This window comes from Pseudoduganella aquatica, from assembly GCF_020865585.1.
In the GTDB taxonomy this organism is placed as follows: Bacteria; Pseudomonadota; Gammaproteobacteria; order Burkholderiales; family Burkholderiaceae_D; genus Rugamonas; species Rugamonas aquatica_A.
This window is the reverse complement of the sequence record NZ_CP086370.1, coordinates 2,689,503-2,713,031: the sequence shown is the minus strand read 5'-3', so window position 1 is coordinate 2,713,031 and position 23,529 is coordinate 2,689,503. Positions and strand designations below refer to the sequence as shown.

Annotated in this window: 24 protein-coding genes; 17 read left to right on the top strand and 7 right to left on the bottom strand. The window is 66.0% G+C overall.

Annotated elements, in window-relative coordinates; translation table 11 throughout:
* The first annotated feature begins 122 nt into the window (after window positions 1-122).
* Window positions 123-1,256 carry a GNAT family N-acetyltransferase gene (locus tag KT882_RS12020; protein WP_228895919.1) on the top strand — a complete coding sequence of 378 codons (1,134 nt, stop codon included), beginning with the start codon at window positions 123-125 and terminating at the stop codon, window positions 1,254-1,256.
* A 42-nt stretch (window positions 1,257-1,298) separates the two neighbouring features.
* On the opposite strand, the gene KT882_RS12015 is transcribed toward KT882_RS12020, so the two are convergent.
* Window positions 1,299-1,658: a hypothetical protein gene (locus KT882_RS12015; RefSeq protein WP_228896615.1), complete on the bottom strand. Its 360-nt coding sequence runs from the start codon at window positions 1,656-1,658 to the stop codon at window positions 1,299-1,301.
* 13 nt (window positions 1,659-1,671) lie between these two features.
* A complete protein-coding gene (locus tag KT882_RS12010) occupies window positions 1,672-2,199 on the bottom strand; it encodes a winged helix-turn-helix transcriptional regulator (RefSeq protein WP_228895918.1) in 528 nt (175 codons plus the stop codon).
* A gap of 107 nt (window positions 2,200-2,306) precedes the next feature.
* Here KT882_RS12010 and KT882_RS12005 point away from each other — a divergent pair, with 107 nt between their 5' ends.
* On the top strand, window positions 2,307-3,488 hold the full coding sequence (locus KT882_RS12005; RefSeq protein WP_228895916.1) for an MFS transporter: 1,182 nt from the start codon (window positions 2,307-2,309) through the stop codon (window positions 3,486-3,488).
* Here the strand turns inward: KT882_RS12005 and KT882_RS12000 are convergent.
* Window positions 3,481-4,896 (bottom strand): heavy metal sensor histidine kinase, encoded by a 1,416-nt coding sequence (locus KT882_RS12000; protein ID WP_228895914.1) that lies wholly within the window; start codon window positions 4,894-4,896, stop codon window positions 3,481-3,483. The two genes, KT882_RS12005 and KT882_RS12000, sit on opposite strands and share 8 nt — an antisense overlap.
* Entirely contained in the window at window positions 4,893-5,564 is a 672-nt protein-coding gene (locus KT882_RS11995; protein WP_161074961.1) for a heavy metal response regulator transcription factor, read from the bottom strand. Before KT882_RS11995 ends, KT882_RS12000 begins: the two co-directional genes overlap by 4 nt.
* Window positions 5,565-5,707: 143 nt before the next feature.
* Here KT882_RS11995 and KT882_RS11990 point away from each other — a divergent pair, with 143 nt between their 5' ends.
* The gene (locus tag KT882_RS11990; RefSeq protein ID WP_228895913.1) at window positions 5,708-6,040 is read left to right on the top strand and encodes a CzcE family metal-binding protein; all 333 of its coding nucleotides are present in this window, start codon (window positions 5,708-5,710) and stop codon (window positions 6,038-6,040) included.
* Between the two features lie 135 nt (window positions 6,041-6,175).
* On the opposite strand, the gene KT882_RS11985 is transcribed toward KT882_RS11990, so the two are convergent.
* Both KT882_RS11985 and KT882_RS11980 read right to left on the bottom strand, forming a co-directional pair.
* On the bottom strand, window positions 6,176-6,937 hold the full coding sequence (locus KT882_RS11985; protein ID WP_228895912.1) for an alpha/beta fold hydrolase: 762 nt from the start codon (window positions 6,935-6,937) through the stop codon (window positions 6,176-6,178).
* 80 nt (window positions 6,938-7,017) lie between these two features.
* The gene (locus tag KT882_RS11980) at window positions 7,018-7,803 is read right to left on the bottom strand and encodes a redoxin family protein (RefSeq protein WP_228895911.1); all 786 of its coding nucleotides are present in this window, start codon (window positions 7,801-7,803) and stop codon (window positions 7,018-7,020) included.
* Between the two features lie 192 nt (window positions 7,804-7,995).
* On the opposite strand from KT882_RS11980, the gene KT882_RS11975 reads away from it, so the two are divergent.
* Together KT882_RS11975 and KT882_RS11970 are read left to right on the top strand one after the other, a co-directional pair.
* Window positions 7,996-9,342, top strand: coding sequence for an MFS transporter (locus KT882_RS11975; protein ID WP_228895910.1), 1,347 nt, complete (start codon window positions 7,996-7,998; stop codon window positions 9,340-9,342).
* 49 nt (window positions 9,343-9,391) lie between these two features.
* A complete protein-coding gene (locus KT882_RS11970; RefSeq protein ID WP_228895909.1) occupies window positions 9,392-10,492 on the top strand; it encodes a porin in 1,101 nt (366 codons plus the stop codon).
* Window positions 10,493-10,534: 42 nt separating this feature from the next.
* On the opposite strand, the gene KT882_RS11965 is transcribed toward KT882_RS11970, so the two are convergent.
* Complete coding sequence (locus KT882_RS11965) at window positions 10,535-11,449, bottom strand: LysR family transcriptional regulator (RefSeq protein WP_228895908.1); 915 nt, start codon at window positions 11,447-11,449, stop codon at window positions 10,535-10,537.
* A 111-nt stretch (window positions 11,450-11,560) separates the two neighbouring features.
* Here KT882_RS11965 and KT882_RS11960 point away from each other — a divergent pair, with 111 nt between their 5' ends.
* The 12 genes from KT882_RS11960 (at window position 11,561) to KT882_RS11905 (ending at window position 23,529) form a co-directional block, all read left to right on the top strand.
* The gene (locus KT882_RS11960; RefSeq protein ID WP_161074939.1) at window positions 11,561-12,670 is read left to right on the top strand and encodes a muconate/chloromuconate family cycloisomerase; all 1,110 of its coding nucleotides are present in this window, start codon (window positions 11,561-11,563) and stop codon (window positions 12,668-12,670) included.
* A gap of 11 nt (window positions 12,671-12,681) precedes the next feature.
* The gene (gene catC / locus KT882_RS11955; protein WP_161074938.1) at window positions 12,682-12,972 is read left to right on the top strand and encodes a muconolactone Delta-isomerase; all 291 of its coding nucleotides are present in this window, start codon (window positions 12,682-12,684) and stop codon (window positions 12,970-12,972) included.
* Between the two features lie 25 nt (window positions 12,973-12,997).
* Entirely contained in the window at window positions 12,998-13,918 is a 921-nt protein-coding gene (gene catA / locus KT882_RS11950) for a catechol 1,2-dioxygenase (protein WP_161074937.1), read from the top strand.
* A gap of 12 nt (window positions 13,919-13,930) precedes the next feature.
* Window positions 13,931-15,310: a benzoate 1,2-dioxygenase large subunit gene (gene benA, locus KT882_RS11945; RefSeq protein ID WP_161074936.1), complete on the top strand. Its 1,380-nt coding sequence runs from the start codon at window positions 13,931-13,933 to the stop codon at window positions 15,308-15,310.
* Window positions 15,307-15,798, top strand: coding sequence for a benzoate 1,2-dioxygenase small subunit (gene benB, locus KT882_RS11940; protein WP_228895906.1), 492 nt, complete (start codon window positions 15,307-15,309; stop codon window positions 15,796-15,798). The genes benA and benB overlap by 4 nt, the downstream gene beginning before the upstream one ends.
* A 16-nt stretch (window positions 15,799-15,814) precedes the next feature.
* Window positions 15,815-16,834, top strand: a complete 1,020-nt coding sequence (gene benC / locus KT882_RS11935; RefSeq protein ID WP_228895903.1) for a benzoate 1,2-dioxygenase electron transfer component BenC — start codon at window positions 15,815-15,817, stop codon at window positions 16,832-16,834.
* Complete coding sequence (locus KT882_RS11930) at window positions 16,831-17,622, top strand: 1,6-dihydroxycyclohexa-2,4-diene-1-carboxylate dehydrogenase (protein WP_228895901.1); 792 nt, start codon at window positions 16,831-16,833, stop codon at window positions 17,620-17,622. Before benC ends, KT882_RS11930 begins: the two co-directional genes overlap by 4 nt.
* Window positions 17,623-17,624: 2 nt before the next feature.
* Window positions 17,625-18,791 carry a benzoate/H(+) symporter BenE family transporter gene (locus KT882_RS11925; RefSeq protein WP_228895900.1) on the top strand — a complete coding sequence of 389 codons (1,167 nt, stop codon included), beginning with the start codon at window positions 17,625-17,627 and terminating at the stop codon, window positions 18,789-18,791.
* 11 nt (window positions 18,792-18,802) lie between these two features.
* Window positions 18,803-19,579: a 3-oxoadipate enol-lactonase gene (gene pcaD / locus KT882_RS11920; protein WP_228895897.1), complete on the top strand. Its 777-nt coding sequence runs from the start codon at window positions 18,803-18,805 to the stop codon at window positions 19,577-19,579.
* Window positions 19,580-19,621: 42 nt separating this feature from the next.
* Window positions 19,622-20,047: a Fur family transcriptional regulator gene (locus KT882_RS11915; protein ID WP_161074931.1), complete on the top strand. Its 426-nt coding sequence runs from the start codon at window positions 19,622-19,624 to the stop codon at window positions 20,045-20,047.
* Window positions 20,048-20,137: 90 nt separating this feature from the next.
* On the top strand, window positions 20,138-22,333 hold the full coding sequence (locus KT882_RS11910; RefSeq protein WP_228895895.1) for a TonB-dependent siderophore receptor: 2,196 nt from the start codon (window positions 20,138-20,140) through the stop codon (window positions 22,331-22,333).
* Between the two features lie 2 nt (window positions 22,334-22,335).
* Complete coding sequence (locus KT882_RS11905; protein WP_228895893.1) at window positions 22,336-23,529, top strand: DUF1624 domain-containing protein; 1,194 nt, start codon at window positions 22,336-22,338, stop codon at window positions 23,527-23,529.

The following is a 23,529-nucleotide window of genomic DNA, read 5'->3' as shown; positions in this document are numbered from 1 at the left end:
CTTCCTCTATGGATAAGCCGATTTTAGCATTCGCCCTTACCATTCGTGCAAAGTTGCCCCTGAATGCCACCGAATGCCGCCGCGTTCGACCCACATCGGCGATTTTGCGTAAAATGCCTCTCATGAGCTACCGCCCCGACGTTATTTCCTCCCTCGCCGAAGTCGGCGAAGCCGCTTGGAACGGCCTGCTGGCCGCGCAGGGCGAAACCAATCCCTTCCTGTCCTACGCCTTCCTGCATGCGATGCACGAATCCGGCAGCGCCAGCGCGGAGACCGGATGGCAGCCGCAGTATCTGGCGCTGTGGGACGGCGGCGAGCTGGCCGCCGCCATGCCGCTCTACGTGAAATCGCACTCCTACGGCGAATACGTGTTCGACTGGGCCTGGGCGGACGCCTACCACCGCAACGGTATCGAGTACTACCCCAAGCTGCTGTCGGCCATTCCGTTCACGCCGGTCACCGGCGGCCGCCTGCTGGCGCGCGACGGCCAGGCCCGCGCGGCACTGGTCGCGCTGCTGAAGGCGCAGCAGAAAGCGGCGGACATCTCGTCCACGCACGTGCTGTATCCGCCGGAGGAGCAGGCCATGCAGCTGCACGAGGCGGGATTTATGCTGCGCAGCGGCGTGCAGTTCCACTGGCTGAACCAGGGCTACACGGACTTTGAACAGTTCCTGTCCACGCTGGAGCACAAGAAGCGCAAGAACATCCGCGCCGAACGCCGCAAGGTGCGCGAAGCCGGCGTGACCATGCGCCAGATACGCGGCCGCGACGCCACCGACGCGGACTGGCGCTTTTTCCATCGCTGCTATTCGAACACCTACGCCGAGCACCGCTCGTCGCCGTATCTGAACCTGGATTTCTTCCAGCGCATCGGCGCCGCTATGCCGGGCAATATCCTGCTGGTGGTGGCTGAGCGCGCGGGCCGCGCCATTGCTTCGTCGCTGGTGATCCATACGGAGGACACGCTGTACGGCCGCTATTGGGGCGCGGACGAGCATGTGCCTTGCCTGCACTTTGAGACGGCTTATTACCAGCCGCTGGAGTTCTGCATCGCCAACGGCATCGCCACGTTTGAAGGCGGCGCGCAGGGCGAGCACAAGATGGCGCGCGGCTTCCTGCCGCAGAAGACGTGGTCGGCGCACTGGCTGGCGCATCCTGCCTTTGCGGACGCGGTCGAGCGCTTCCTGGAACGCGAGAGCGGCGGGATTGATGACTACATCAGCGAGCTGAATGAGCGCAATCCGTTCCGCGCATAGCGGGCGGCGCTGGCGGGTTACGCGCTTGCGCGCTAACCCGCCCTACGGGGCTGCATCCACCAGCAGCTCGGGGCGCAGGGCGCGCATGCGCAGTTCGGTGAAGTAGCCGCCTGCTTCGTTGTAGCGCAGGTAGTGGCGGCCGCAAACTTGGCAGCGCAGCACCTGGCTGAGATTGGCGGGGTAGTAGCGCGGCGCGATGGGCGCGTCTTCGCTTTCGTAGCGCGTGCCCTTGGGGTGGTATTCCTTGAAGGTCGGTTCCTCGTAGGGATCCTCCACCAGCGTGCCCACTTCGGCCAGCTGTTCCAGATCCAGCGATGTCGGCAGGCTTTGCCAGGCCAGCAGCGGCACACTGCTGCAGCTGCATTTCGCGCTGACCGCCGCCGAGCTCAGGGCCAGCTTCATCAGGGCCGGAAAATCAATGATCTGCACCTTGCGCCTCGCTTTCACCTAGCACCGCCGCGTTGCGGGCGTCTATCCTGGCCTGGGTGGACGCAGTGGCGCCCGGTCCCGGCATCATGCGCAGGTCGCGCAGGCCCAGCGGGCGGCCGTCGGCCGACTTGGGGCCAACCGGCGCCACTTCCCGGCCATTCTCCCGCTCCACATAGCGCACCGAGCCGCCATTCGGCCCCGGCGCCCACTTATCCCCCCATTGCAGCAGGGCCAGCAGCACCGGGAACAGTTCCTCGCCTTTGGGCGTCATCCGGTAGCCCTGACGGCGCTCATGACCTGCGATCGCCGATTTTTCCAGTATGCCCAGCTCGGTCAGCCGGTTCAGCCGGCTGGTCAGGATGTTGCGGGCAATGCCCAGCCGCTCCTGGAATTCGTCAAAACGCGTCGTGCCCAACGTGCATTCGCGAATGATAAGCAGGCTCCACCACTCGCCAACCTGGTCGAGCGCGCGGGCTATTGAGCAGTTCATGCCATCGAAAGTTTTACGTTGCATGCGGACGATTCTAAATCCATCAGTTGCATAACGCAACCTTATCTGTTAAGTTGCATCATGAAACTAAACTTTTGCCTGCAAAGGCACGCTTTTTAAGGAGCAAAACCATGGATCGACGTTTGATCGTGCTGGCAGCGGGCATGTTCGCCATCGGCACAGACAGCTTTGTCGTGGCGGGCATACTTCCCCAGGTGTCGCAGTCGCTGGGGGTGTCGATAGGGGTGGCCGGGCAGACGGTGACTTTGTATGCGCTGAGCTACGCGCTGCTGTCGCCGGTGGTGGCCGCCACGGCGGCGCACTGGCCGCGCAAGCGCCTGCTGCTGACGGGGCTGGCGGTGTTTGTGCTGGGGAATCTGATCACGGCGGTGGCGCCGTCCATAGAATGGGTGCTGGCCAGCCGCCTGATCGCCGGCCTGGGCGCGGCCATGTTCAGCCCCACCGCCACGGCCACCGGCGCCTCGCTGGTGCCGCCCGAGAAGCGCGCCCAGGCGCTGGCCATCGTCATCGCCGGGCTGACCAGCGCCACCGCCTTCGGCTCGCCCATCGGCACCTTCATCAGCGGCCTGGGCGACTGGCGCGCCACCATGTGGTTCGTGACCATCGTGGGCCTGATCGCCAGCGTGGCCGTCTACGCCATGCTGCCCGCCATCCCCGCCCTGCCCGCCGTCACGCTGCGCCAGCGCCTCGCGCCGCTGAAAGACAGCCGCGTGCTGCTGACGCTGTTGACCACGCTGGCCGCCTATTCCGGCATGTTCGCCGTGTACACCTATATCGGCGTGACCTTCGACCGCGTCACCGGCGGCAGGACGGAAGTGCTGGCAGGCTTGCTGCTGCTGTGGGGCGTGGCCGCCACCGTGGGCAACCTGAGCGCGGGCAAGCTGACGGACCGTTTCGGCAGCCGCGCCATCATCTACGGCGCGCTGGCGCTCGCCACCGTCAACTTCGCGCTGCTGCCCTGGGCCGCTGCGCACCTGTGGAGCGCGGCGCTGTCCATCGTGGTGTGGGGCGTGTGCGGCTGGGGCTTGCTGGTGCCGCAGCAGCACCGCCTGATCAGCCTGGCGCCGGCGTCCGCGCCGCTGCTGCTGGGGCTGAACTCGGCGGCGCTGTATGTGGGCGTGTCGGCGGCGGGCGTGATCGGCGCGGCCAGCATCACCTTCCTGGACCGGCACCAGATCGGCCTGGTGGGCGCGGCCCTGCTGGCCGCCGCCTTCATCATTGCCCGGCTGGCGGACCGGCTGATACGCAAGGAACAGGCCGTGGTGCGGCCGCTGGCCGCAGCCGTCAATTAAAGCACAGGAAGAAAGTCGTGCTGCCGCCCGGCACGCTTTCCACGCGCACCTCGCCGCCGTGCAGCTGCATGATGGCGCGCACGATGGACAGGCCCAGCCCTGCCGAGTGGGCCTGGCTGGAGCGGGCCGCGTCGGCGCGGTAGTAGCGGTCGAAGATGCGCGGCAGGTGCTCGGGGGCGATGCCGGGGCCGGTATTGCTGACGGCCAGTTCCACCCCGCGCTGCACGCGCCGAGCGGACAGCCGGACCTCGCCGCCCGCAGGCGTGTAGCGGATGGCGTTCGAGACCAGATTGTTGACGGCGCGCTGCAGCAGCACGGGATCGACCTGCAACTCCAGCGCCGGCACGTCCACCGCCAATCGCACGCCCACGTCCTCGGCCAGGATTTCAAAGTAGTCGTGGATGCGCAGCAGCTCGGCGCGCAGGTCCAGCGTTTCGCGCTGCAAGGCCAGCTGCGCGTTGTCCACGCGCGCAAGGAACAGCGTGTTCTCTATCATGCGCGCCAGCCGTTCGTATTCTTCCGAGTTGGATGCAAGCAGCGCCTGGTACTCCTCCACCGTGCGCGGGCGCGACAGGGCCACCTGGGTTTCCACCATCAGCGTGTTGAGCGGCGTGCGCAGGTCGTGCGCCAGGTCGGCGGCAAAGCCGGACAGGCGCTGCACGCCCTCTTCCAGCCGGTCCAGCATGGCGTTGAAGGCCGCGCCCATTTCGCGCAGCTCGGCCGGCGCGTCGCGCACCGACAAGCGCGTGTTGAGGCGGCTGGCGTTGATGTCGTTGGCCTTGCCGATCAGCGAGCGCACGCTGCGCATGCTGTGGCGCACGATGGCGTAGCCCAGCAGCGCCGCCAGCGCCGCGCCGCCGGCCAGCGCCAGCAGCAGGTCCGCGCCGTAGCGCTTGAGGATGCGCAGCCGGTCGGAGCGCTCGCGCGCCAGCGTGATTTCCACCGGTTCGCCGCCGGCCAGGCCCAGGGCGCTGACCATGCGTCCGCTGCCCTGCTCCGGCACCCAGTCGTGGATATCGTCCAGCGTCAGCGCGTTCTGCGCGGGCACGCTGGCGATCTTCGGCAACGGGCGCGAGGTGATGGACGTTTGCAGCAGCCGCTCGCCCGCTGGGCCGCGCACGCGCAGCATGAAGTCGTTGTGGCCGGACAGGGTTTCCACCAGCGGACGCTGATCCTGCACGATAGCCTGCGGCGACGGCAGGCTGGCCACGATGCGGCGGATCTGCGTGGCCTTGTTCACCAGTTCCACGTCGTCGCGGTAGTACATCTGGCTGGCCAGCGTCTGGTACAGATAGGCGCCTGCGGCCAGGAAGGTGGCGATGGCCACCGCCGCCAGCATTAGCGCCACCCGCACCGTCAGCGACAGCGGCAGCAGGCGCATTGCGGCGGCGCTCGTGGCGGCGCTCACGGCCGGTGCTCCAGCAGATAGCCCATGCCGCGCACGGTCTGTATCAGCTTGGCCTCGTAAGGGTCGTCTATCTTGGCGCGCAGGCGGCGCACCGCGACGTCCACCACGTTGGTGTCCGAATCGAAGTTCATATCCCACACCATGGAAGCGATCTGCGTACGCGACAGCACCTCGCCCTGGCGCTTGGCCAGCAGGTGCAGCAGCGCGAATTCCTTGGCCGTCAGCTCTATGCGCGCGGACTGGCGCGTAACGCGGCGGCGCAGCACGTCGATTTCCAGGTCGGCCACGCGTATCAGCTCCATCTCGCGCACCGGGCCACGGCGCATCAGCGTCTTGATGCGGGCCAGCAGTTCGGCGAAGGCGAAGGGCTTCACGAGGTAGTCGTCCGCGCCCAGTTCCAGGCCTTTTACACGGTCCACGACGTCGTCGCGCGCGGTGAGGAACAGCACCGGGGTCTGCTTGCGCTCGCGCAGCTTGGCCAGCACCGCCCAGCCGTCCATTTGCGGCAGCATCACGTCCAGCACGATCAGCTCATAGTCCAGTTCCAGCGCCAGCGCCAGGCCGTCCACGCCATTGCGCGCCAGGTCCGCCACGTAGCCGGACTCCTGCAAGCCCTTGACCAGGTAATCGCCGGCCTTCGGTTCGTCTTCCACCACCAGTATTTTCATCATGCCCTCCAGACGGGACATTGTCGGCTTTTCCGGCCGCGATTTGGATTACAAAGCTGTAATTTGCGCGTCATCTTCGCGTCAGTGGCGCCTCGTTAGCATGGGAACCGTGACAAGCCCACTCCCAACCAAAGGACGACAACATGTTTAACGCACTTCGCATGGCGGCACTGACCGCCGCACTGGCCGCCGCCTCCGCCGGCGCTTTCGCTTCCACCAACGGCACCGCTGTCTACGGCAAGGCCGTGGCGTCCGCCAACGCCCAGCGCACCGTGACGCTGACCGCAGCAACCGCCGGCGTCAACGTCGACAACGGCGATACGGTGGAATTCAAGACCGCCAGCGGGGAACGTTTCACCTGGCATTTTGACACGCTGACAGGCGAAAGCGCTTTCCAGCTGGCGAAAATCGCGCCGGCGGGAAGCGTGGACCCCAAGGTTGTGGTTTATGTGGGAGCGAATCCGCTTTATCGCTGATAGGCCGCAATGGCGGGTTACGCAGCTGCGCTGCTAACCCGCCCTACGCATTTTTCATTTCCGCCAAAACGCAAAGAAGCCCCGGCGCGCCACGATGTTTCGTGGACGCGCCGGGGCTTCCGGCGTCTGGCCCTCTTACTTTGCAGCTTCCAGTATCAGATTGGCGATTTCGTCGGGATGGGAAATCATCGATACGTGGCTGGAGTTCAGCTCTATCGTCTTGGCGCCCATGCGATTGGCGACGAAGCGTTCCAGCTCGGGCGAGGTGGTGCGGTCTTGCAGGGAGATGGCGTAGTAGCTTGGCTTGTTTTTCCAGGCCGCCTGCGTGGTGCGGCTGGCGAACAGGGTCTGCGAAATGCGGCCCTGGCCTGCATACAGCACGCGCGCCTGCGCCGGGTCCAGGTCTCCTGCGAAGTCGCGCACGAAAGCCTGCTCGCTCAGCTGGGCGAAACCATCCGGCGACTTTACCAGGCCCGCTGCGGCTGGCGCTGCAGGGAATTGGGCGGCCAGTGCGGCGTAATCCTCGCCCACGTCCGGCGCGCGCGCCGCCAAGTAGACCAGCGCCTTCACTTTCGGATCGTTGCCGGTTTCGCTGATCACCGTGCCGGCCCACGAGTGGCCCACCAGGATGGTCGGCCCGTCCTGCAGCGCCAGCACGCGGCGCGTGGCGTCGGCATCGTCCGCCAGCGAGGTCAGGGGATTCTGCACCGAAGTCACATGCATGCCAGCCTTCTGCAGGCGCGCGATCACCTCGTTCCAGCCGGAGCCGTCGGCATATGCGCCGTGCACCAGCACGACGTTTCGCACGGAGGGCACGGCCGGGGCGGCCGGAGCGGCAGAGGCAAAGCCGCTGGCCAGCATGGCTGCGGCCGCAGCCGCGAAAATTGAGCGTTTCATGGTCCTGTCCTTTTCTGGTTGAAAAACCCAGTATAGAAACCGGCGCATGACCCAAACATGACCCGCAAATTACAAAAAGATTACAGCGGTCGAGCGAATTTTTCGAGATAGGCATTGAGCGAGGCTTGCGACAACTCGCCGATGTGCAGGCTGGCCAGCTTGCCGTCCGCACCGTAGAACAGCGTGGTGGGGAAAGCGGAAGCGCCCGCGACGTGCGCGATCTTCCCGTCCGCGTCGTGCACGGTATTGGCCACGGTGAAGCCGCGTTCGGCCAGGAAGCCCTGCCCCGCCGCCGCTTCGGCGTCCTCGTTGACGAAGACAAAGGCCACGTCGGGGCGCTGCTGCTGCATCTTCGCCAGCACCGGCATCTCGCGCCGGCACGGCGGGCACCAGCTGGCCCAGAAGTTCACCACCATCGGCTTGCCGCCAGCGAACTGGCGGATGGCGGCCGGGGCTGCCGCTCCCTGCGGACTGCGCAAGGCGATGGCCGAGCCGGACATGTCCCACGCGAACACCGCCGCGATCAGGCCCGCAGCCAGCGGCGCTTGCAGCTGCGGCTTGCGCCAGCAGCGCCAGACCGCCACCGCAAGGCCGCCCGCGATGGCCGCAGGCCAGTTGCCGCCGCCGTCGCGGAAGTCGAACCCCGCCCACCAGGGCGCACTGCGGAAATCCTCAAACCGCGTAACGACGAAGGCGATGCGCCCCGCCACCAGCGCAGCGAGCGCCATATCCAGCAATATGCCGGTGACGTTCACCTTGTTCTTGCGCCCCACCAGATAGCCCACGCCGGCGGCGATGCCGAACGCCATGGCCAGCAACAGGTGGCTGGCCTGCAGCACCAGCGGTCCCACATTCACAGAAAACACATGCGCTCCTCGTTCCGTTCACGGGCGCACGATAGCACGCGCGCGGCGCTCCCGCCGAAAAGGTCATCAATGTAATACTTCGAGAGTATCGAAAAGCTACCAAATCGGTCTTGGACGGCGCTGCAAGGTATATCTATCCTCCGAATGTCCCCATTTCAACACTACTAACCGGGGCTTTCAGGAGACTAAACCATGCAACAAATCGACGTTCACAAGCTGTCGGACGGGGCGCGCTTCACGCGCTTCCACGCCGGCGTGCTGTTCTGGTGCGCCATCATCATCATCTGCGACGGCTATGACCTTGCCGTCGCAGGCATCGCCCTGCCCTCCATCATGAAGGAAATGGGCGTCACCGCCCAGAATGCCGGCTTCATGGTCAGCTCGGCGCTGTTCGGCATGATGTTCGGCGCCATCTTCCTCGGCACCGTGGCCGACAAGATCGGCCGCCGCCTGGCCATCGCCATCTGCATCGGCCTGTTCAGCGTGTTCACCGCAGCGGCGGGCTTCGCCACCGATCCCTACACCTTCAGCGCCATGCGCTTCCTGGCCGGCCTGGGCATAGGCGGCGTGATGCCGAATGTGGTGGCGCAGATGACCGAATTCTCGCCCAGGAAAATCCGTTCCACCATGGTCACGCTCATGTTCAGCGGCTACGCCGTCGGCGGCATGCTGGCGGCCCTGCTGGGCAAAGGGCTGATCGAGACCTACGGCTGGTCGTCCGTGTTCCTGGCGGCCGGCGTGCCGGTGCTGCTGATTCCCTTTATCTTGAAGTTCATGCCGGAGTCCATGCCCTTCCTGATCAGGGAGAACCGCCTGCCCGAATTGAAAGCCATCCTGGCGCGCATGGAGCCGTCCTACCATCCCGCCGGCGGCGACCGCTTCGCCATTCCCGCCGCCGACAGCGCAGCGGGCGCGCCCATCCGCAAGCTGTTCCAGGATGGGCGCGGCTTTAGCACCGTGATGTTCTGGGTGGCTTTCTTCATGTGCCTGTTCATGGTGTACGCGCTCAGCTCCTGGCTGACCAAGCTGATGGCCAGCGCCGGCTACAGCCTGGGCTCCGCGCTGACCTTTGTGCTGGTGCTGAACTTCGGCGCGGTGATAGGTGCCGTCGGTGGCGGCTGGCTGGCGGACCGCTTCAACATCAAGCATGTGTTGATCGGCATGTACGCGCTGGCCGGCGTCTCCATCACGCTGCTCGGCTACAAGGTGCCGACTGAGGTGCTGTTCCTGCTGGTGGGCCTGGCCGGCGCCTCCACCATCGGCACGCAGATCGTCACCTACGCCTATGCGGGCCAGTTCTATCCCATGGCCATCCGCGCCACCGGCATAGGCTGGGCTTCCGGCGTGGGCCGCAGCGGCGCCATCCTGGCGCCCATCGCCATCGGCACGCTGGTCGGCATGCAGCTGCCGCTGGAGCAGAACTTCATGGCCATGGCCATCCCCGCCGCGATTGCCGTTGTCGCCGTGTCGCTGATACGGCAGAAGCGTTCGGCATCGGCCTCGCAAGGCGTCACGGCGGCGCAAGCCGAAGCGGCGTAGTCCGCAGGTTTGAACACGCCCATAAAAAACAACAATCTGGAGACACTTGATGAACAAAGCAGTAAAAAAAGCAGCACTGTGCGCCGCGCTGGCCGCCATCATCCATCCGGCCATGGCGCAAAGCCAGGTCACCATCTACGGCATACTCGATAGCGGCCTGGCTTACACCACCAATACCAACGCGGCGGGCGACTCCATGGTGAAGGTGCCGGGCCTGACCGGCAGCGTGCCCTCCCGCCTGGGCTTCCGTGGCGTGGAGGACCTGGGCGGCGGCCTGCAGGCCGTGTTCACGCTGGAGACCGGCGTGAGCCTGGACACCGGCACCGTGGGCCAGGGTAACCGCCTGTTCGGCCGCCAGGCCAATGTGGGCCTGAAAGGCGCGTGGGGCACGCTGACGCTGGGCCGCCAGGTCAACATGACCTTCCTGGCGCAAGCGAAGGCGGACGTGCTGGGTCCCAATCTGTTCAGCATGTCCAGCATCGACCTGTACATCCCCAACGCCCGCAGCGACAACGCCGTGGGCTATCTGGGCACGTTCAACGGCTTCACCGTGGGCGCAACCTACAGCCTGGGGCGGGACGCATCCTCGGCGGGCGGGCCGGGCGGCACCAACTGCGCCGGCGAAGTGGCGGGCAATTCAAAAGCCTGCCGCCAGATCACGGGACTGCTGGGCTACGACAGCAAGGACTGGGGCCTGAACGCCACCTACGACATCATGTACGGCAACGCCGGCGCGGCGGCCGGGCTGACCACCAGCGACAGCAACGACAAACGCATCACCGTCAACGGCTACGCCATGCTGGGCGCAACGAAGATAGGCGCAGGCGTGATGGCCCGCAAGAAGGTGGCGGCAACGCGCGCCAACGACCTCGAATCGGACCTGTACTACATCGGCGCCAGCTATCCGCTGTCGCCGCTGATGCAGCTCGACGGCCAGCTTGCGCGCCACGACGTGAAGGGCAGCGGCAACGACTCCACGCTGTCGGTGCTGCGCCTGACCTACTTCCTGTCCAGGCGCACCGCCGTGTACACCTCGCTGGGCCACATGAAGAACGCCGGCGCCGCAGCCATCGCGCTCGACGCCGGCGGCACCGTGGGCACGGGGCTGAGCCAGTCCGGCATCTCGGCAGGGGTGCGGCATATGTTTTGATGCCGGCGGTCGCAATGGCGGGTTACGCGTTGCTAACCCGCCCTACAACTCCTCCTTCACGTGCGGGATGCCGCGCGACTCGTAGACGTCGTAAATAATCTGCAGCATGTTGCGGATTTCCTCGGTCCTGTCCATCAGCCGTATGCTGAACAGGATAGGCGACACCGCGTGCTTGTCGTCGATTTCGACATACTGCACATCGGTGCGCTTCATGCCTTGCAGGCTGTCCGGCACGATGGAGATGCCCTGCCCCGCCGCCACCATGCCGATGGCGATCTGCAGCTCGCGCACTTCCATCACGTGCTCGGGATGCAGCGCGCGGTCGCTGAAAATGGCCAGCACCTGGTCGGCGAAGCTGGGGCGCGGGTTGCGCGGGTAGACGATCAGATTCTCCCCCACCAGCTCGCGCAGCTTGAGCGGCCGTCCCAGTTCCGCCAGCCGGTGTCCCACCGGCAGCGCCACGATCAGCCTTTCCTCGCGCAGCAGAATGCGGCGTATCGACGGGTCTTCCGACTTCACGCGGCCAAAGCCCACGTCAATGCGGCCTTCCTTCAGCGCGCGCATCTGCTCCATCGTCGTCAATTCGTGGAAAGTGATTTCCACGCCCTCGTACTGCGTGCGGAAGCGGCGCACGATTTCCGGCAGCAGGCCGTACAGCGTCGACGCCACGAAGCCGATCGACAGCGTGCGCTCGATTTTACCCACGCGCTGCGTCATCGTTTTCAGATCGGCCATCTTGTCGAGCAAAACCTGGGCATGCGCCTGAAAAAAATTACCGGCCTCGGTGAGACGCAGCGGCCGCGAGCCTTTCTCGAACAGGGCCACGCCCAACTCCTCTTCCAGTTGCTGGATCTGCCGGCTTAGCGGCGGCTGCGCTATGAACAGGCGGTGCGCGGCCCGCGTGAAGTTTTTCTCCTCGGCAACAGCAAGGAAGTAGCGCAAATGCCGGATCTCCATCTCTATACCTTATAAGTATTGACGCGATACCAAATCAGTGTTGGACGACGCTTTTTCAAGGGTTTATCGTGGTGTTATCCCTTCGAATTATACCGACTATACGGATAAGATATGATCAAAAGCATAGAAACCATCCTCGCGGACGTCCCCACCATCCGTCCGCACAAGCTGTCCGTGACCACCATGAGCACGCAGACTTTGGTGCTGGTGCGCGTGCGCTGCGGCGACGGCGTGGAAGGCTGGGGCGAGGCCACCACCATCGGCGGCCTGAATTACGGCGAGGAGAGCCCCGAGAGCATCAAGACCAATATCGACACGCATATCGCGCCGCTGCTGATCGGGATGGAGGCGAGCCAGGTGGCCAAGGCCATGGCCAAGCTGCGCAAGGCGATCCAGGGCAACCGCTTCGCCAAGTGCGCCATCGAAACCGCGCTGCTCGACGCGCAGGCCCGCCGCCTCGGCATCCCCCTGAGCGAGCTGCTGGGCGGCCGCGTGCGCGACGAACTGCCCGTGGCCTGGACCCTGGCCAGCGGCGACACCGCCAAGGACATCGCCGAAGCCGAAAAAATGCTGGAACTGCGCCGCCACCGCATTTTCAAGCTGAAGATAGGCGCGCGCGCCGTGGCCGACGACGTGAACCACGTGCTGGCCATCAAACGCGCCCTGGGCGACGCGGTCAGCATCCGCGTGGACGTGAACCAGGCCTGGAACGAGCTGCAGGCGATCGAAGCCATCACCGCGCTGGAAGCGGGCGGCGTGGACCTGATCGAGCAGCCGGTGCCGGCCCACCACAAGGCCGCCATGGCCCGCCTGGCGCAGCGCTTCTCGGTGCCGCTGATGGCCGACGAAGCCCTGCAAGGCCCGCTCACCGCCTACGACTACGCCACCAGCGCGGCGGCGGACGTGTTCGCGGTGAAGATCACCCAGTCCGGCGGCCTGGTGCAAGCGGGCCAGGTCGCCACCGTGGCGCAACTGGCGGGCGTGGCCCTGTACGGCGGCACCATGCTGGAAGGCGGAGTGGGCACGGCCGCATCGGCCCACCTGTTCTCCACCTTCGCCGACCTGTCCTTCGGCACCGAACTGTTCGGCCCCTTGCTGCTCACCGAAGAAGTGCTGCAGGAGCCGCTGGTCTACAAGGACTTCATGCTGCAAGTGCCCACCGGCCACGGCCTGGGCGTTGCAGTCGACACCGACAAACTCGGCCGCCTGCGCCGCCACTAAGGAGAATTGCCATGCTGTTCCACGTTCGCATGGATGTGAATATCCCATCCGCCCTGCCCGAAGCCGAAGCAGCCGCCATCAAGGCGCGCGAGAAGGCGTATTCTCAAGAGCTGCAATCCAGCGGCCAGTGGCGCCACCTGTGGCGCATCGCCGGCCAGTATTCGAACATCAGCATTTTCGACACCGCCAGCATCGACGAGCTGCACACCCTGCTCTCCACGCTGCCGCTGTTCCCCTACATGAAGATCGAGGTGATGCCGCTGTGCCGCCATCCATCTTCAATCCGCAGCAACGACCTTTAACCACACCCACTAGACGGAGACTGACATGACACATAACGACATCGACAAGCTGGTAAAGAGCTGGATCATCGACACCGCAACCCGCCCGGCCAACCCGCGCGTGCAGGCCGTAGTGGCGCGCCTGGTGGCAGACTTGTGCAAAGCGATTGAAGACCTGGACATCCAGCCGAGCGAATTCTGGAAAGGCCTGGAGTACCTGACCAACGCAGGCAAGGCCAATGAACTGGGCCTGCTGGCCCCTGGCCTTGGCCTGGAGCGCTTCCTCGACATCCGCGCCGACGAAGCCGAAGCCAAGGCCGGCCTGCAAGGCGGCACGCCGCGCACGATCGAAGGCCCGCTGTACGTGGCCGGCGCGCCGGAAAGCCAAGGCTTTGCACGCCTGGACGACGGCAGCGAAAGCGCCGAGGCCGAAGTGCTGTTCATGCAGGGCACCGTCTACGACGAAGCGGGCAAGCCGCTGCCTGGCGCCAAGGTGGAAGTGTGGCACGCCAACCTGATGGGCAACTACTCCTTCTTCGATTCGACGCAGTCGCACTTCAACCTGCGCCGCACCATCTTCACCGACGCGCAAGGCCGCTACCAGTTCCGCAGCATTGTGCCCAAGGGTTACGGCTGCCCTCCGGGCGGCAGCACCCAGACCCTGCTGGACCAGCTGGGCCGCCACGGCCAGCGTCCCGCCCACATCCACTTCTTCGTCACCGCCGACGGCCACCGCAAGCTGACCACGCAGATCAATATCGACGGCGACGAATACCTATGGGACGACTTCGCCTTCGCCAGCCGCGAAGGCCTGGTGCCGGCGGTGAGCAAGGTGACCGATGCGGCCGCTATCGCGCAAAAAGACCTGCGCCAGCCCTACTCCAGCATCGACTTCGATTTCCGCCTGTACGGCGAGCACCCAGCCGCGCCGGAAGCCGAAGTGGAACGCGTCCGCGCCGCCGCCTGAACGGAGAACGTCATGATCCCTATCATTCCCGTCAAGTCCGAGGCCAGGAGCCTGGACGACTACCTGGTGGAAGACCACGCGAAAGGCGACTTCCGCCTGCACCGCAGCGCCTTCACCGACGAAGCCTTGTTCGAGCTGGAGATGAAGCACATCTTCGAGGGCAACTGGATCTACCTGGCGCACGAAAGCCAGGTGGCCAATGTGAACGACTACTACACCACCCACATCGGCCGCCAGCCCGTGTTCATCGCGCGCAACCGCCAGGGCGAGCTGAACGCCTTCATCAACGCCTGCAGCCATCGCGGCGCGCAGCTGTGCCGCCACAAGCGCGGCAACAAGGCAACCTACACCTGCCCCTTCCACGGCTGGACCTTCAACAACAGCGGCAAGCTGCTGAAGGTGAAAGACCCGGAAGAAGCAGGCTACCCCGAGTGCTTCAACAAGGAAGGCTCGCACGACCTGAAAAAGCTGGCGCGCTTCGAGAACTACAAGGGCTTCCTGTTCGGCAGCCTGAATGAGAACGTGGCGCCGCTGTCCGAGTTCCTGGGCGAAGCGGCCAAGATCATCGACATGATCGTGAACCAGTCGCCGGACGGCCTGGAAGTGCTGCGCGGCTCGTCCACCTACACCTTCGAAGGCAACTGGAAGCTGCAGGCCGAGAACGGCGCAGACGGCTACCACGTCTCGGCCGTGCACTGGAACTACGCGGCCACCACCAGCCGCCGCAAGGAAGCCGAGGCGGATGCCGCCAACGGCCGCGAGGACAAGATCAAGGCCATGGACGCGGGAAAATGGGGCAAGCAAGGCGGTGGTTTCTACGCTTTCAAGCAAGGCCACATCCTGCTGTGGACCAAGTGGGCCAACCCGCAGGACCGTCCCAACTACCCGCGCCACGGCGAGTACGCGGACAAGTTCGGCACCGCCACCGCCAACTGGATGGTGGAGCGCTCGCGCAACCTGTGCCTCTACCCCAACGTCTACCTGATGGACCAGTTCGGGTCGCAGATCCGCCTGCTGCGCCCGATCTCGGTGGACAAGACCGAAGTGACCATCTACTGCATCGCCCCGAAAGGCGAACCGGCCGAAGCGCGCGCGCGCCGCATCCGCCAGTACGAGGACTTCTTCAACGTCAGCGGCATGGCCACGCCGGACGACCTGGAAGAATTCCGCGCCTGCCAGCAGGGCTACGCGGGCAAGGCCATGGAATGGAACGACATGTGCCGGGGCTCCACGCACTGGATCGAAGGCGCGGACGACGCGGCCAAGGAGATCGGCCTGCAGCCAGTGATGAGCGGCGTGAAGACCGAAGACGAAGGCCTGTACACGGTGCAGCACCGCTACTGGCTGGATGTGATGAAGCAGGCGCTGCGCGCCGAGGGAGAGCAGAAATGAGCGGCATCGACATCAATGGCATCACCGCTTTCCTGTACCGCGAAAGCCGCCTGCTGGACGACGAGCAGTGGGACGAGTGGCTGGATTGCTACCACCCGGACGCCCAGTTCTGGATGCCGGCCTGGGACGACGACGACACGCTGGTCTCCGATCCGGAACGCGAAATCTCGTTGATCTACTACCCCACCCGCCAGGGCCTGGAAGACCGCGTGTTCCGCATCAAGACCGAGCGTTCCAGCGCCACCATGCCGGACACGCGCACCAGCCACAACATCGCCAACGTGGAACTGGAGAAGCAGGACGGCGCGGTCTGCACGGTGCGCTTCAACTGGTACACGCTGAGCCACCGCTACAAGACGGACTACAGCTACTTCGGCATGTCGCGCTACGTGATCGACTTTTCCGGCGCGGCGCCGAAGATCCTGAACAAGTACGTCGTGCTGAAAAACGACTACATCAATCAGGTTATCGACATTTACCATATTTAAAGTCTGGAGCACGGACATGAGCCATACCATCGCACTGCAGTTCGAAGACGGAGTGACCCGCTTCATCAGCTGCAACCCCAATGAAAAGCTGGCCGATGCGGCCTACCGCCAGAAGGTCAACATTCCGCTGGACTGCCGCGACGGCGCCTGCGGCACCTGCCGCGGCCTGTGCGAATCAGGCAGCTACGACATGCCCGAATCCAGTTATATCGAAGACGCGCTCACGCCGGAAGACGCGGCGGAACGCTACGTGCTGAACTGCCAGATGCGCCCCACGTCGGACTGCGTCATCAAGATTCCCGCCACCTCCGCGTCCTGCAAGACGGCGGCGGCCAGCCACCCCGGCAGCATCGCCTCGGTGGAAGTGCTGTCCGAGTCCACGCTGCGCTTCTCGATCGAACTGGCGCAGCCGGACGCGCTGGACTTCCTGCCCGGCCAGTACGTGAACGTGGAAGTGCCCGGCACCGCGCTCACGCGCTCTTATTCCTTCAGCTCCGTGCCCGGTTCGCAGCAAGCCTCCTTCGTGGTGCGCAACGTGCCGGGCGGCCGCATGAGCAGCTATCTGTCGGACGCGGCGCAGCCCGGCCAGAAGATCGCCTTCTCCGGCCCCTTCGGCAGCTTCTACCTGCGTCCAGTGCAGCGTCCGGTGCTGATGCTGGCGGGCGGCACCGGCATCGCGCCCTTCCTGTCCATGCTGGAAGTGCTGGCGGCGCACGGCTTCCCGCAGCCGGTGCGGCTGGTGTTCGCCGTCACCCGCGACTGCGACCTGGTGGCGCTGGAGCAGCTGGACCGCATCGCAGCCGCGCATCCGCAGTTCAGCTACCTCACCTGCGTGGCCGACCAGGCCAGCGCGCATGCACGCAAGGGCTACGCCACGCACCACGTTGAGCCGTCCTGGCTGAACGGTGGCGACGCCGACGTCTACCTGTGCGGCCCCGTGCCCATGGTGGATGCGGTGCGCACCTGGCTGGGCGACGTGGGCGTGACGCCAGCCAACTTCTATTTCGAAAAATTCTCGGCCAGCAGCGGAGCATGAATATGCGATTCAAGGATAAAGTCGTCATCGTTACCGGTGCCGCACAAGGTATAGGACGCGGCGTGGCGCTGGAAGCCGCGCGCGAAGGCGCATCGCTGGTACTGGCGGACCGTTCGCCGCTGGTCCTGGAAGTGCTGGCCGAGGTGCAGTCGGGGCGCGACTTCCCCGCTGCGCTGGCCATCGCCTGCGAAGTGGACCTGGAGACGCACACCGGCGCGCGCGAGATGGTGTGCGCCGCGATCGCCGCCTTCGGCCGCGTCGATGTGCTGGTCAACAATGTGGGCGGCACCATCTGGGCCAAGCCCTACCAGGAGTACGAGGCCGAGCAGATCGAAGCGGAAATCCGCCGCTCGCTGTTCCCCACCATGTGGTGCTGCCACGCGGTGCTGCCGGCCATGATAGAGCAGCAGCGCGGCGTGATCGTCAACGTGTCGTCCATCGCCACGCGCGGCATTTACCGCATTCCCTACTCGGCAGCCAAGGGCGGCGTGAACGCCATGACGGCCAGCCTGGCGCTGGAGCACGCGCAGGACGGCATCCGCGTGAACGCCGTGGCCACCGGCGGCACCGAGGCGCCGCCGCGCAAGGTGCCGCGCAACCCCAAGCCGCTCAGCGAACAGGAACAGGTCTGGTATCAGGGCATCGTGGACCAGACCATCGCCAGCAGCTTGATGCACCGCTACGGCACCATCAACGAACAGGTGCGCGCCATCCTGTTCCTCGCCTCCGACGAAGCCAGCTACATCACCGGCACCGTGCTGCCGGTCGGTGGCGGCGACCAGGGCTGACCGTGCGCGGCTGGTCGCTCTCGGCCGTGCTGGCGGGCTTCCTCGCGGTCGTGATTTCGTATTCCGGCCCGCTGGTGATCTTCTTCCAGGCTGCCAGCGCGGCGCACGCCTCGCAGGCCATGATGTCGTCCTGGATCTGGGCCATCTCGCTGGGCGCGGGCCTGTCCGGCCTGTGGCTCAGCTGGCGGCTGAAGACGCCCATCATCACCGCCTGGTCCGCGCCCGGCACCGCGCTGCTGGTGACGCTGTTCCCCGCCATGAGCATCAACGAGGCGGTGGGCGCCTACATCACGGCGGCCGCCGCGATACTGCTGATCGGCCTGTCCGGCTCTTTCGACAAGCTGCTGCGCCACATCCCGAAAGGCGTGGCGGCGGGCATGATGGCGGGCATCCTGTTCCAGTTCGGCGTGAACACCTTCAAATCCATTGCCACACTGCCCGTGCTGGCGGTGGGCATGGTGGTGAGCTACATCGTCTGCAAAAAATTCGTGCCGCGCTACGCCGTGGTGGTGGTGATGCTGACCGGCGCAGCAATCGCGTGGACCACCGGCGCGGCGGACCTGGGCGGCGTGCGCATCGCCGCCGCCGCGCCGCAATGGATAACGCCCGAATGGAGCTGGCGCTCCACCTTCAGCTTCGCGCTGCCGCTGGTGCTGGTCAGCCTGAGCGGCCAGTTCCTGCCCGGCATGGCCATCCTCAAGCTGTCCGGCTACCACACCAGCGCCAAGCCCATCATGGGCGCCACCGGCATCGCCTCGCTGGCGGTGGCCTGCTTCGGCGGCATCACCATCGTCATCGCCTCCATCACGGCGGCGCTGTGCACCGGCCGGGACGCGCACGAAGATCCAGCACGCCGCTACGTGGCCGGCATGGCCAACGGCGTGTTCTACATCATCGGCGGCACGCTGGCCGCCACCATCGTGGCGCTGTTCGCCAGCCTGCCGAAAGAACTGGTGGCGGTGCTGGCGGGCCTGGCGCTGCTGGGCGCCATCACCTCCAACCTGATGGGCGCGGTCGAGGACGAGCAGCATCGCGAAGCATCGGTCATCACCTTCCTCGCCACCGCATCCGGCATGAGCTTCCTCGGCCTGGGCTCGGCCTTCTGGGGCATCCTGATAGGGCTGTTCGCCTATTTCGTCCTGAAACGCAAACCGGCCGCAATGAACTAACGAGTACCACCATGCCTATCGCAATCATCAACGACACCTGCATCCACTACCGCACGGAGGGCGACCGCAGCCTGCCCGCGCTGGTGTTTTCCAACTCGCTCGGCACGGACCTGAGCATGTGGCAGGAGCAAGCGGACGCGCTGGCCGGCCGCTACTTCCTGGTCCGCTACGACACGCGCGGCCACGGCCTGTCCGCCAGCCCGCCCGGCCCCTACTCCATCGACCAGTTGGGTACGGACGTGGTGGCCTTGCTGGACCACCTGGACATCGAAAAAGCCCACTTCTGCGGCATCTCCATGGGCGGCGTCACCGGACTATGGCTGGGCGTGCACGCGCCCAAGCGCCTCAACCGGCTGATACTCGCCAACACGGCGGCGCGCGTCGGCACGGCGGACGGCTGGCGAACCCGCGCCGCCGCCGTGCGCGCGCAAGGACTGGGCGCGATTGCCGACAGCGCCGCCTCGCGCTGGTTCACGCCCGAGTTTGTGCAGCACCAGCCCGCCGTCGCCGACGCCATGGCCAACAAGCTGCGCGGCCAGAACTACGAAGGCTACGCCGCCTGCTGCGACGCGCTGGCCAGCGCCGACCTGCGCGCCGAGATCCACGCCATTACCGCGCCCACCCTCATCGTCGCCGGCGCGGCGGACCCGGTCACCACCGTGGCGGACGCCGAAGCCCTGCGCAGCGCCATCCCCGGCGCCCTCGTGGCCGCCCTGCCCGCGTCCCACATTTCCAACGTCGAAGCGCCGGCCCAGTTCACGCGCCAGCTGCTGGAGTTCCTGGCCTGACGGCTGCCGGATGGCTTGAGGGCTGCGTGATAGAATATGCGCATGTCTCCGTCCCTCATCTCCCAAGCCGAATCGCTGATACGCGACACCGGCGCGCGCCTGACCCAGCCGCGTACCCGGGTGCTGTCCTACCTGCTCAAACAGAAGGAGGCGATGACGCACCACGAGATCCACGCCCACCTGCCCGGCGAGCCGCTGGACGCGGTCACGCTGTACCGCGTGCTGGAATGGCTGACCGAAAACGGCCTGGCGCACCGCATCGCGGGCGCCGACCAGGTGTGGCGCTTCTCCGCCGGCGCGGGCCAGCAGAATCACGAACACGCGCATTTCCAGTGCAATAGTTGCGACGCCATCACCTGCTTCAACGACGTGCCGCTGCCGCGCCGCGTGAAAATGCCGGAAGGATTCGTCAGCGAGGAAGTGGACTTCCTCATCAAGGGAATCTGTCCACGCTGCAGCAAGAAGTAATCCGCTTTTTTTAACCATAAATGCAATCGAGTTGCATTTATCGGCGAGTAAAACTATTATTGCAACCCTCTTGCATTAATGGATACTCCCATGCCCGTCCACCACACCCGCCTGCCCGGCCCGGAAAAACCCACACTGATCAATCTCAGCCCCGCCAATTTTGAAGGCTGGAGCACCCTGCGTTTCAGGAGGAAATCCGTGGCCGCGCTGGCGGCGTGGGCCTGCGCGTTGCCATGCGCGGCGGCCGGCGCGGACGGCGGCGAGCCGGCCGGCAGCGTCACCATCAATGGCCAGCGCCAGAATTACCGCAGCCTGAGCGCGGCCGGCGCCACCAAGACCGACGCCCTGCTGCAAGACCTGCCGCAGAGCGTGCGCGTGCTGACATCCGACCTGCTGCGCGACGCGGGCGCCACCTCACTGTCGTCCGCACTGGAACTGGCCAGCGGCATCGCGCCGCAGAGCAATCTGGGCGGCCTGTGGGACAGCTACGCCATGCGCGGCTTCACGGGCGATCCGAATTTCGGCTCCGACTACATGGTGAACGGTTTCAGTTCCAGCCGGGGCTACAACGGCATGCGCGACATCGCGGGCGCGCAGTCGATGGAGATCCTGAAAGGCCCGGCGTCCGCCCTGTACGGACGAGGCGATCCGGGCGGCACCGTCAACATCCTCACCCGCAAGCCGCGCTTCGCGCCGCAGTACAGCGTGGAGACGTCCGCCGGCAGCCTCAGCACCTGGCGCACTGCCGCCGATCTGACCGGCCCGTTCGGCGAGACGCTGGCCTACCGCCTGAACGCCGCCCACCAGCAGGGCGACAGCTTCCGCGACACACTGCACAGCGAGCGCGACTTTCTGTCGCCGTCGCTGCTCTGGCTGATCGGCCCCGCCACTACGGTCTCCTACGAAATCGAAGCGGCGCGCCAACAGTCGCCGTTCGACCGTGGCGTGCTCGCCGTCAACGGCAAGCTGGGCGCGGTGCCGGTGTCGCGCTTCCTCGGCGAACCGGGCGACGGCGGCATGACGGTGAAGTCACTGGGCCATCAGCTATTCGTGCAGCACGAGCTGTCGCCTGCGTGGTCGCTGCAAACCGGCTTGTCCTACCGCGACAGTTCGCTGGCCGGGTATTCCAGCGAAGCGAACAACCTGCTGGCCGACGGCCGCACCTTGCGCCGCCAGCGCCGCTACCGCGACTTCTCCGCCACCGACCGTTCGGCGCGCGCCGAACTGCTGGGGCAAATCGCCACCGGCGCGGTGACGCACAAGCTGCTGTTCGGCCTGGACGGCTACCGCTTCGACGACGAACGCCTGCAACTGCGGCGCAATCCGGGCGCGGGCAATCCCTACGCCATCGACATCCACGCGCCGGTGTACGGCGCCGTGGCCGATCCGCTCACGCTGTCCATCGACACGCTGGAGCACCAGCGTGCGCACGCGGTCTACCTGCAGGACCAGCTGTCGCTGGGCGCGCAATGGAAGGCGCTGCTGGGCGTGCGGCGCGACAGCTATCGCCAGCAGGTCATCAACCGCCGCACGGCGGCCGCCAACGAACAGGGACTCAGCGCAAGCAGCCCGCGCGTGGGCTTGGTGTACCAGCCTGCGGCGGAGGTTTCGCTGTACGCCAGCGCGGCCAAGGGCTTCCGGCCCAACAGCGGCATCAGCATCGACAACCACGCCTTCCCGGCCGAGTCCAGCCGCGCCTACGAAATCGGCGCCAAGGCCGACACGGCGGACGGACGCCTGAACGCCACCCTTGCGCTCTACCGCATCGCCAAGAAAAACGTGCTGACCACCAATCCGCTTAACACGGACTTCGCCATCGCGGCCGGTGAAGTCGCCAGCAAGGGCGTGGAGCTGGACGTGTCCGGCCAACTGGCTGGCGGCTTGCGCCTGTCCGGCGCCTATGCCTACACCGACGCCAGCGTAACGAAGGGCGACAACACCATCCGCACCGGCAGCAGCCTGCCCAACGTGCCGCGCCACAGCGCCAACGTGCTGCTGTCGCAAACCTTCCGGACCAGCGGCAGCGGCGGCAACGCCACGCTCGGCGCGGGCCTGGGCTACGCCGGCGGGCGCCTGGGCGACGTGGCCGTGTCGAGCAGCTTCCGCCTGCAGGCCTACACCACCGCGCGCCTGCTGGCCGCCTACGCCCCCACGCCCCGCCTGCGCCTCTCGCTCAACGTGGACAACCTGTTCAACCGCGCCTACTACGCCAGCGCCTATAGCCAGCTGTGGGTGGCGCCCGGCGCCGCGCGCACCATCACCGCTTCCCTGGCCTACCGCTTTTGACTATGACCGCCAACAATTCCAGCGCCCGCGTGGCGTCGATCGACATCCTGCGCGGCATCATCATGCTGCTGATGACGGTGGACCACGTGCGCGAAACCTTCTATCTCAGCCACCAGGTGAGCGATCCCATGGACGCCGCCAGCACGCCGCCCGCGCTGTTCTTCACGCGGCTGGCGGCGCACTTCTGCGCGCCGCTGTTCGTATTCCTGACCGGCCTCGCCGCCTGGCTGTACGCGCACCCGCCCGGCGGCCCGCGCAGCGCCACCGGCTTCCTGCTCAAGCGCGGCGCGCTGCTGCTGTTCCTGGAACTGGTGGTGATCAATTTCGCCTGGTCCGGGCAGTGGCCGGGACCGGTGCTCTACCTGCAAGTGATGTGGGCCATCGGCCTGTCCATGATTGCGCTGGCCTTGCTGCACCGGCTGCCGCTGCGCTGGCTGGCCGCGCTGGGTGCGCTGATCGTGGCGGGCCACAACGCCCTGCCCACGCTGGCGCAGCTGGCCGCGTCTTTCGGCGCCGGCTTCGAGCCGGGCGGCGCAGGCCACATGCTGTGGACGGTGCTGGAGCAGCGCGGCTACCTGGCGAGCGACGGCGCGGTCAAGGTGCGCATCAGCTATCCGCTGCTGGCCTGGATAGGGGTGATCCTGCTGGGCTACGCGGCCGGGCCGCTGTACAGCAGGACGATGGCGCCGCAACGCCGCGTGCGCGTGCTGCTGGCCGCTGGCGCCGCCGCGCCGGCGCTGCTGCTGGTGCTGCGCACCTTCAACATCTATGGCGAAGCGCTGCCATGGGCACAGGGGACGGACACGCTGCACAGCGCCATGTCCTTCCTTAATTTCACCAAGTACCCGCCCTCGCTGGACTTCCTGCTGCTCACGCTGGGAGCCGGCATGCTGGTCCTGGCGTGGCTGGAACCGCAGCCGCGCGCCATCCCGGCACCGGCGGCGGCATGGCGTCGCGCCTGCGCCGTGTTCGGCGGGGCACCGCTGTTCTACTACCTGCTGCACCTGTATGCGCTGCTGGCCTTGCAGCGCATCGCATCGGCGCTGCAAGGCACAGGCAGCGGCCGCTACGAATTCAACGCCGTGTGGCAATTGTGGCTGGCCAGCGCGCTGCTGGCCGCCCTGCTCTACCTGCCCACGCGCTGGTTCGGCCGGTACAAGCGCAGCAGCGGCAACGCCTGGCTCAAGTACTTCTAG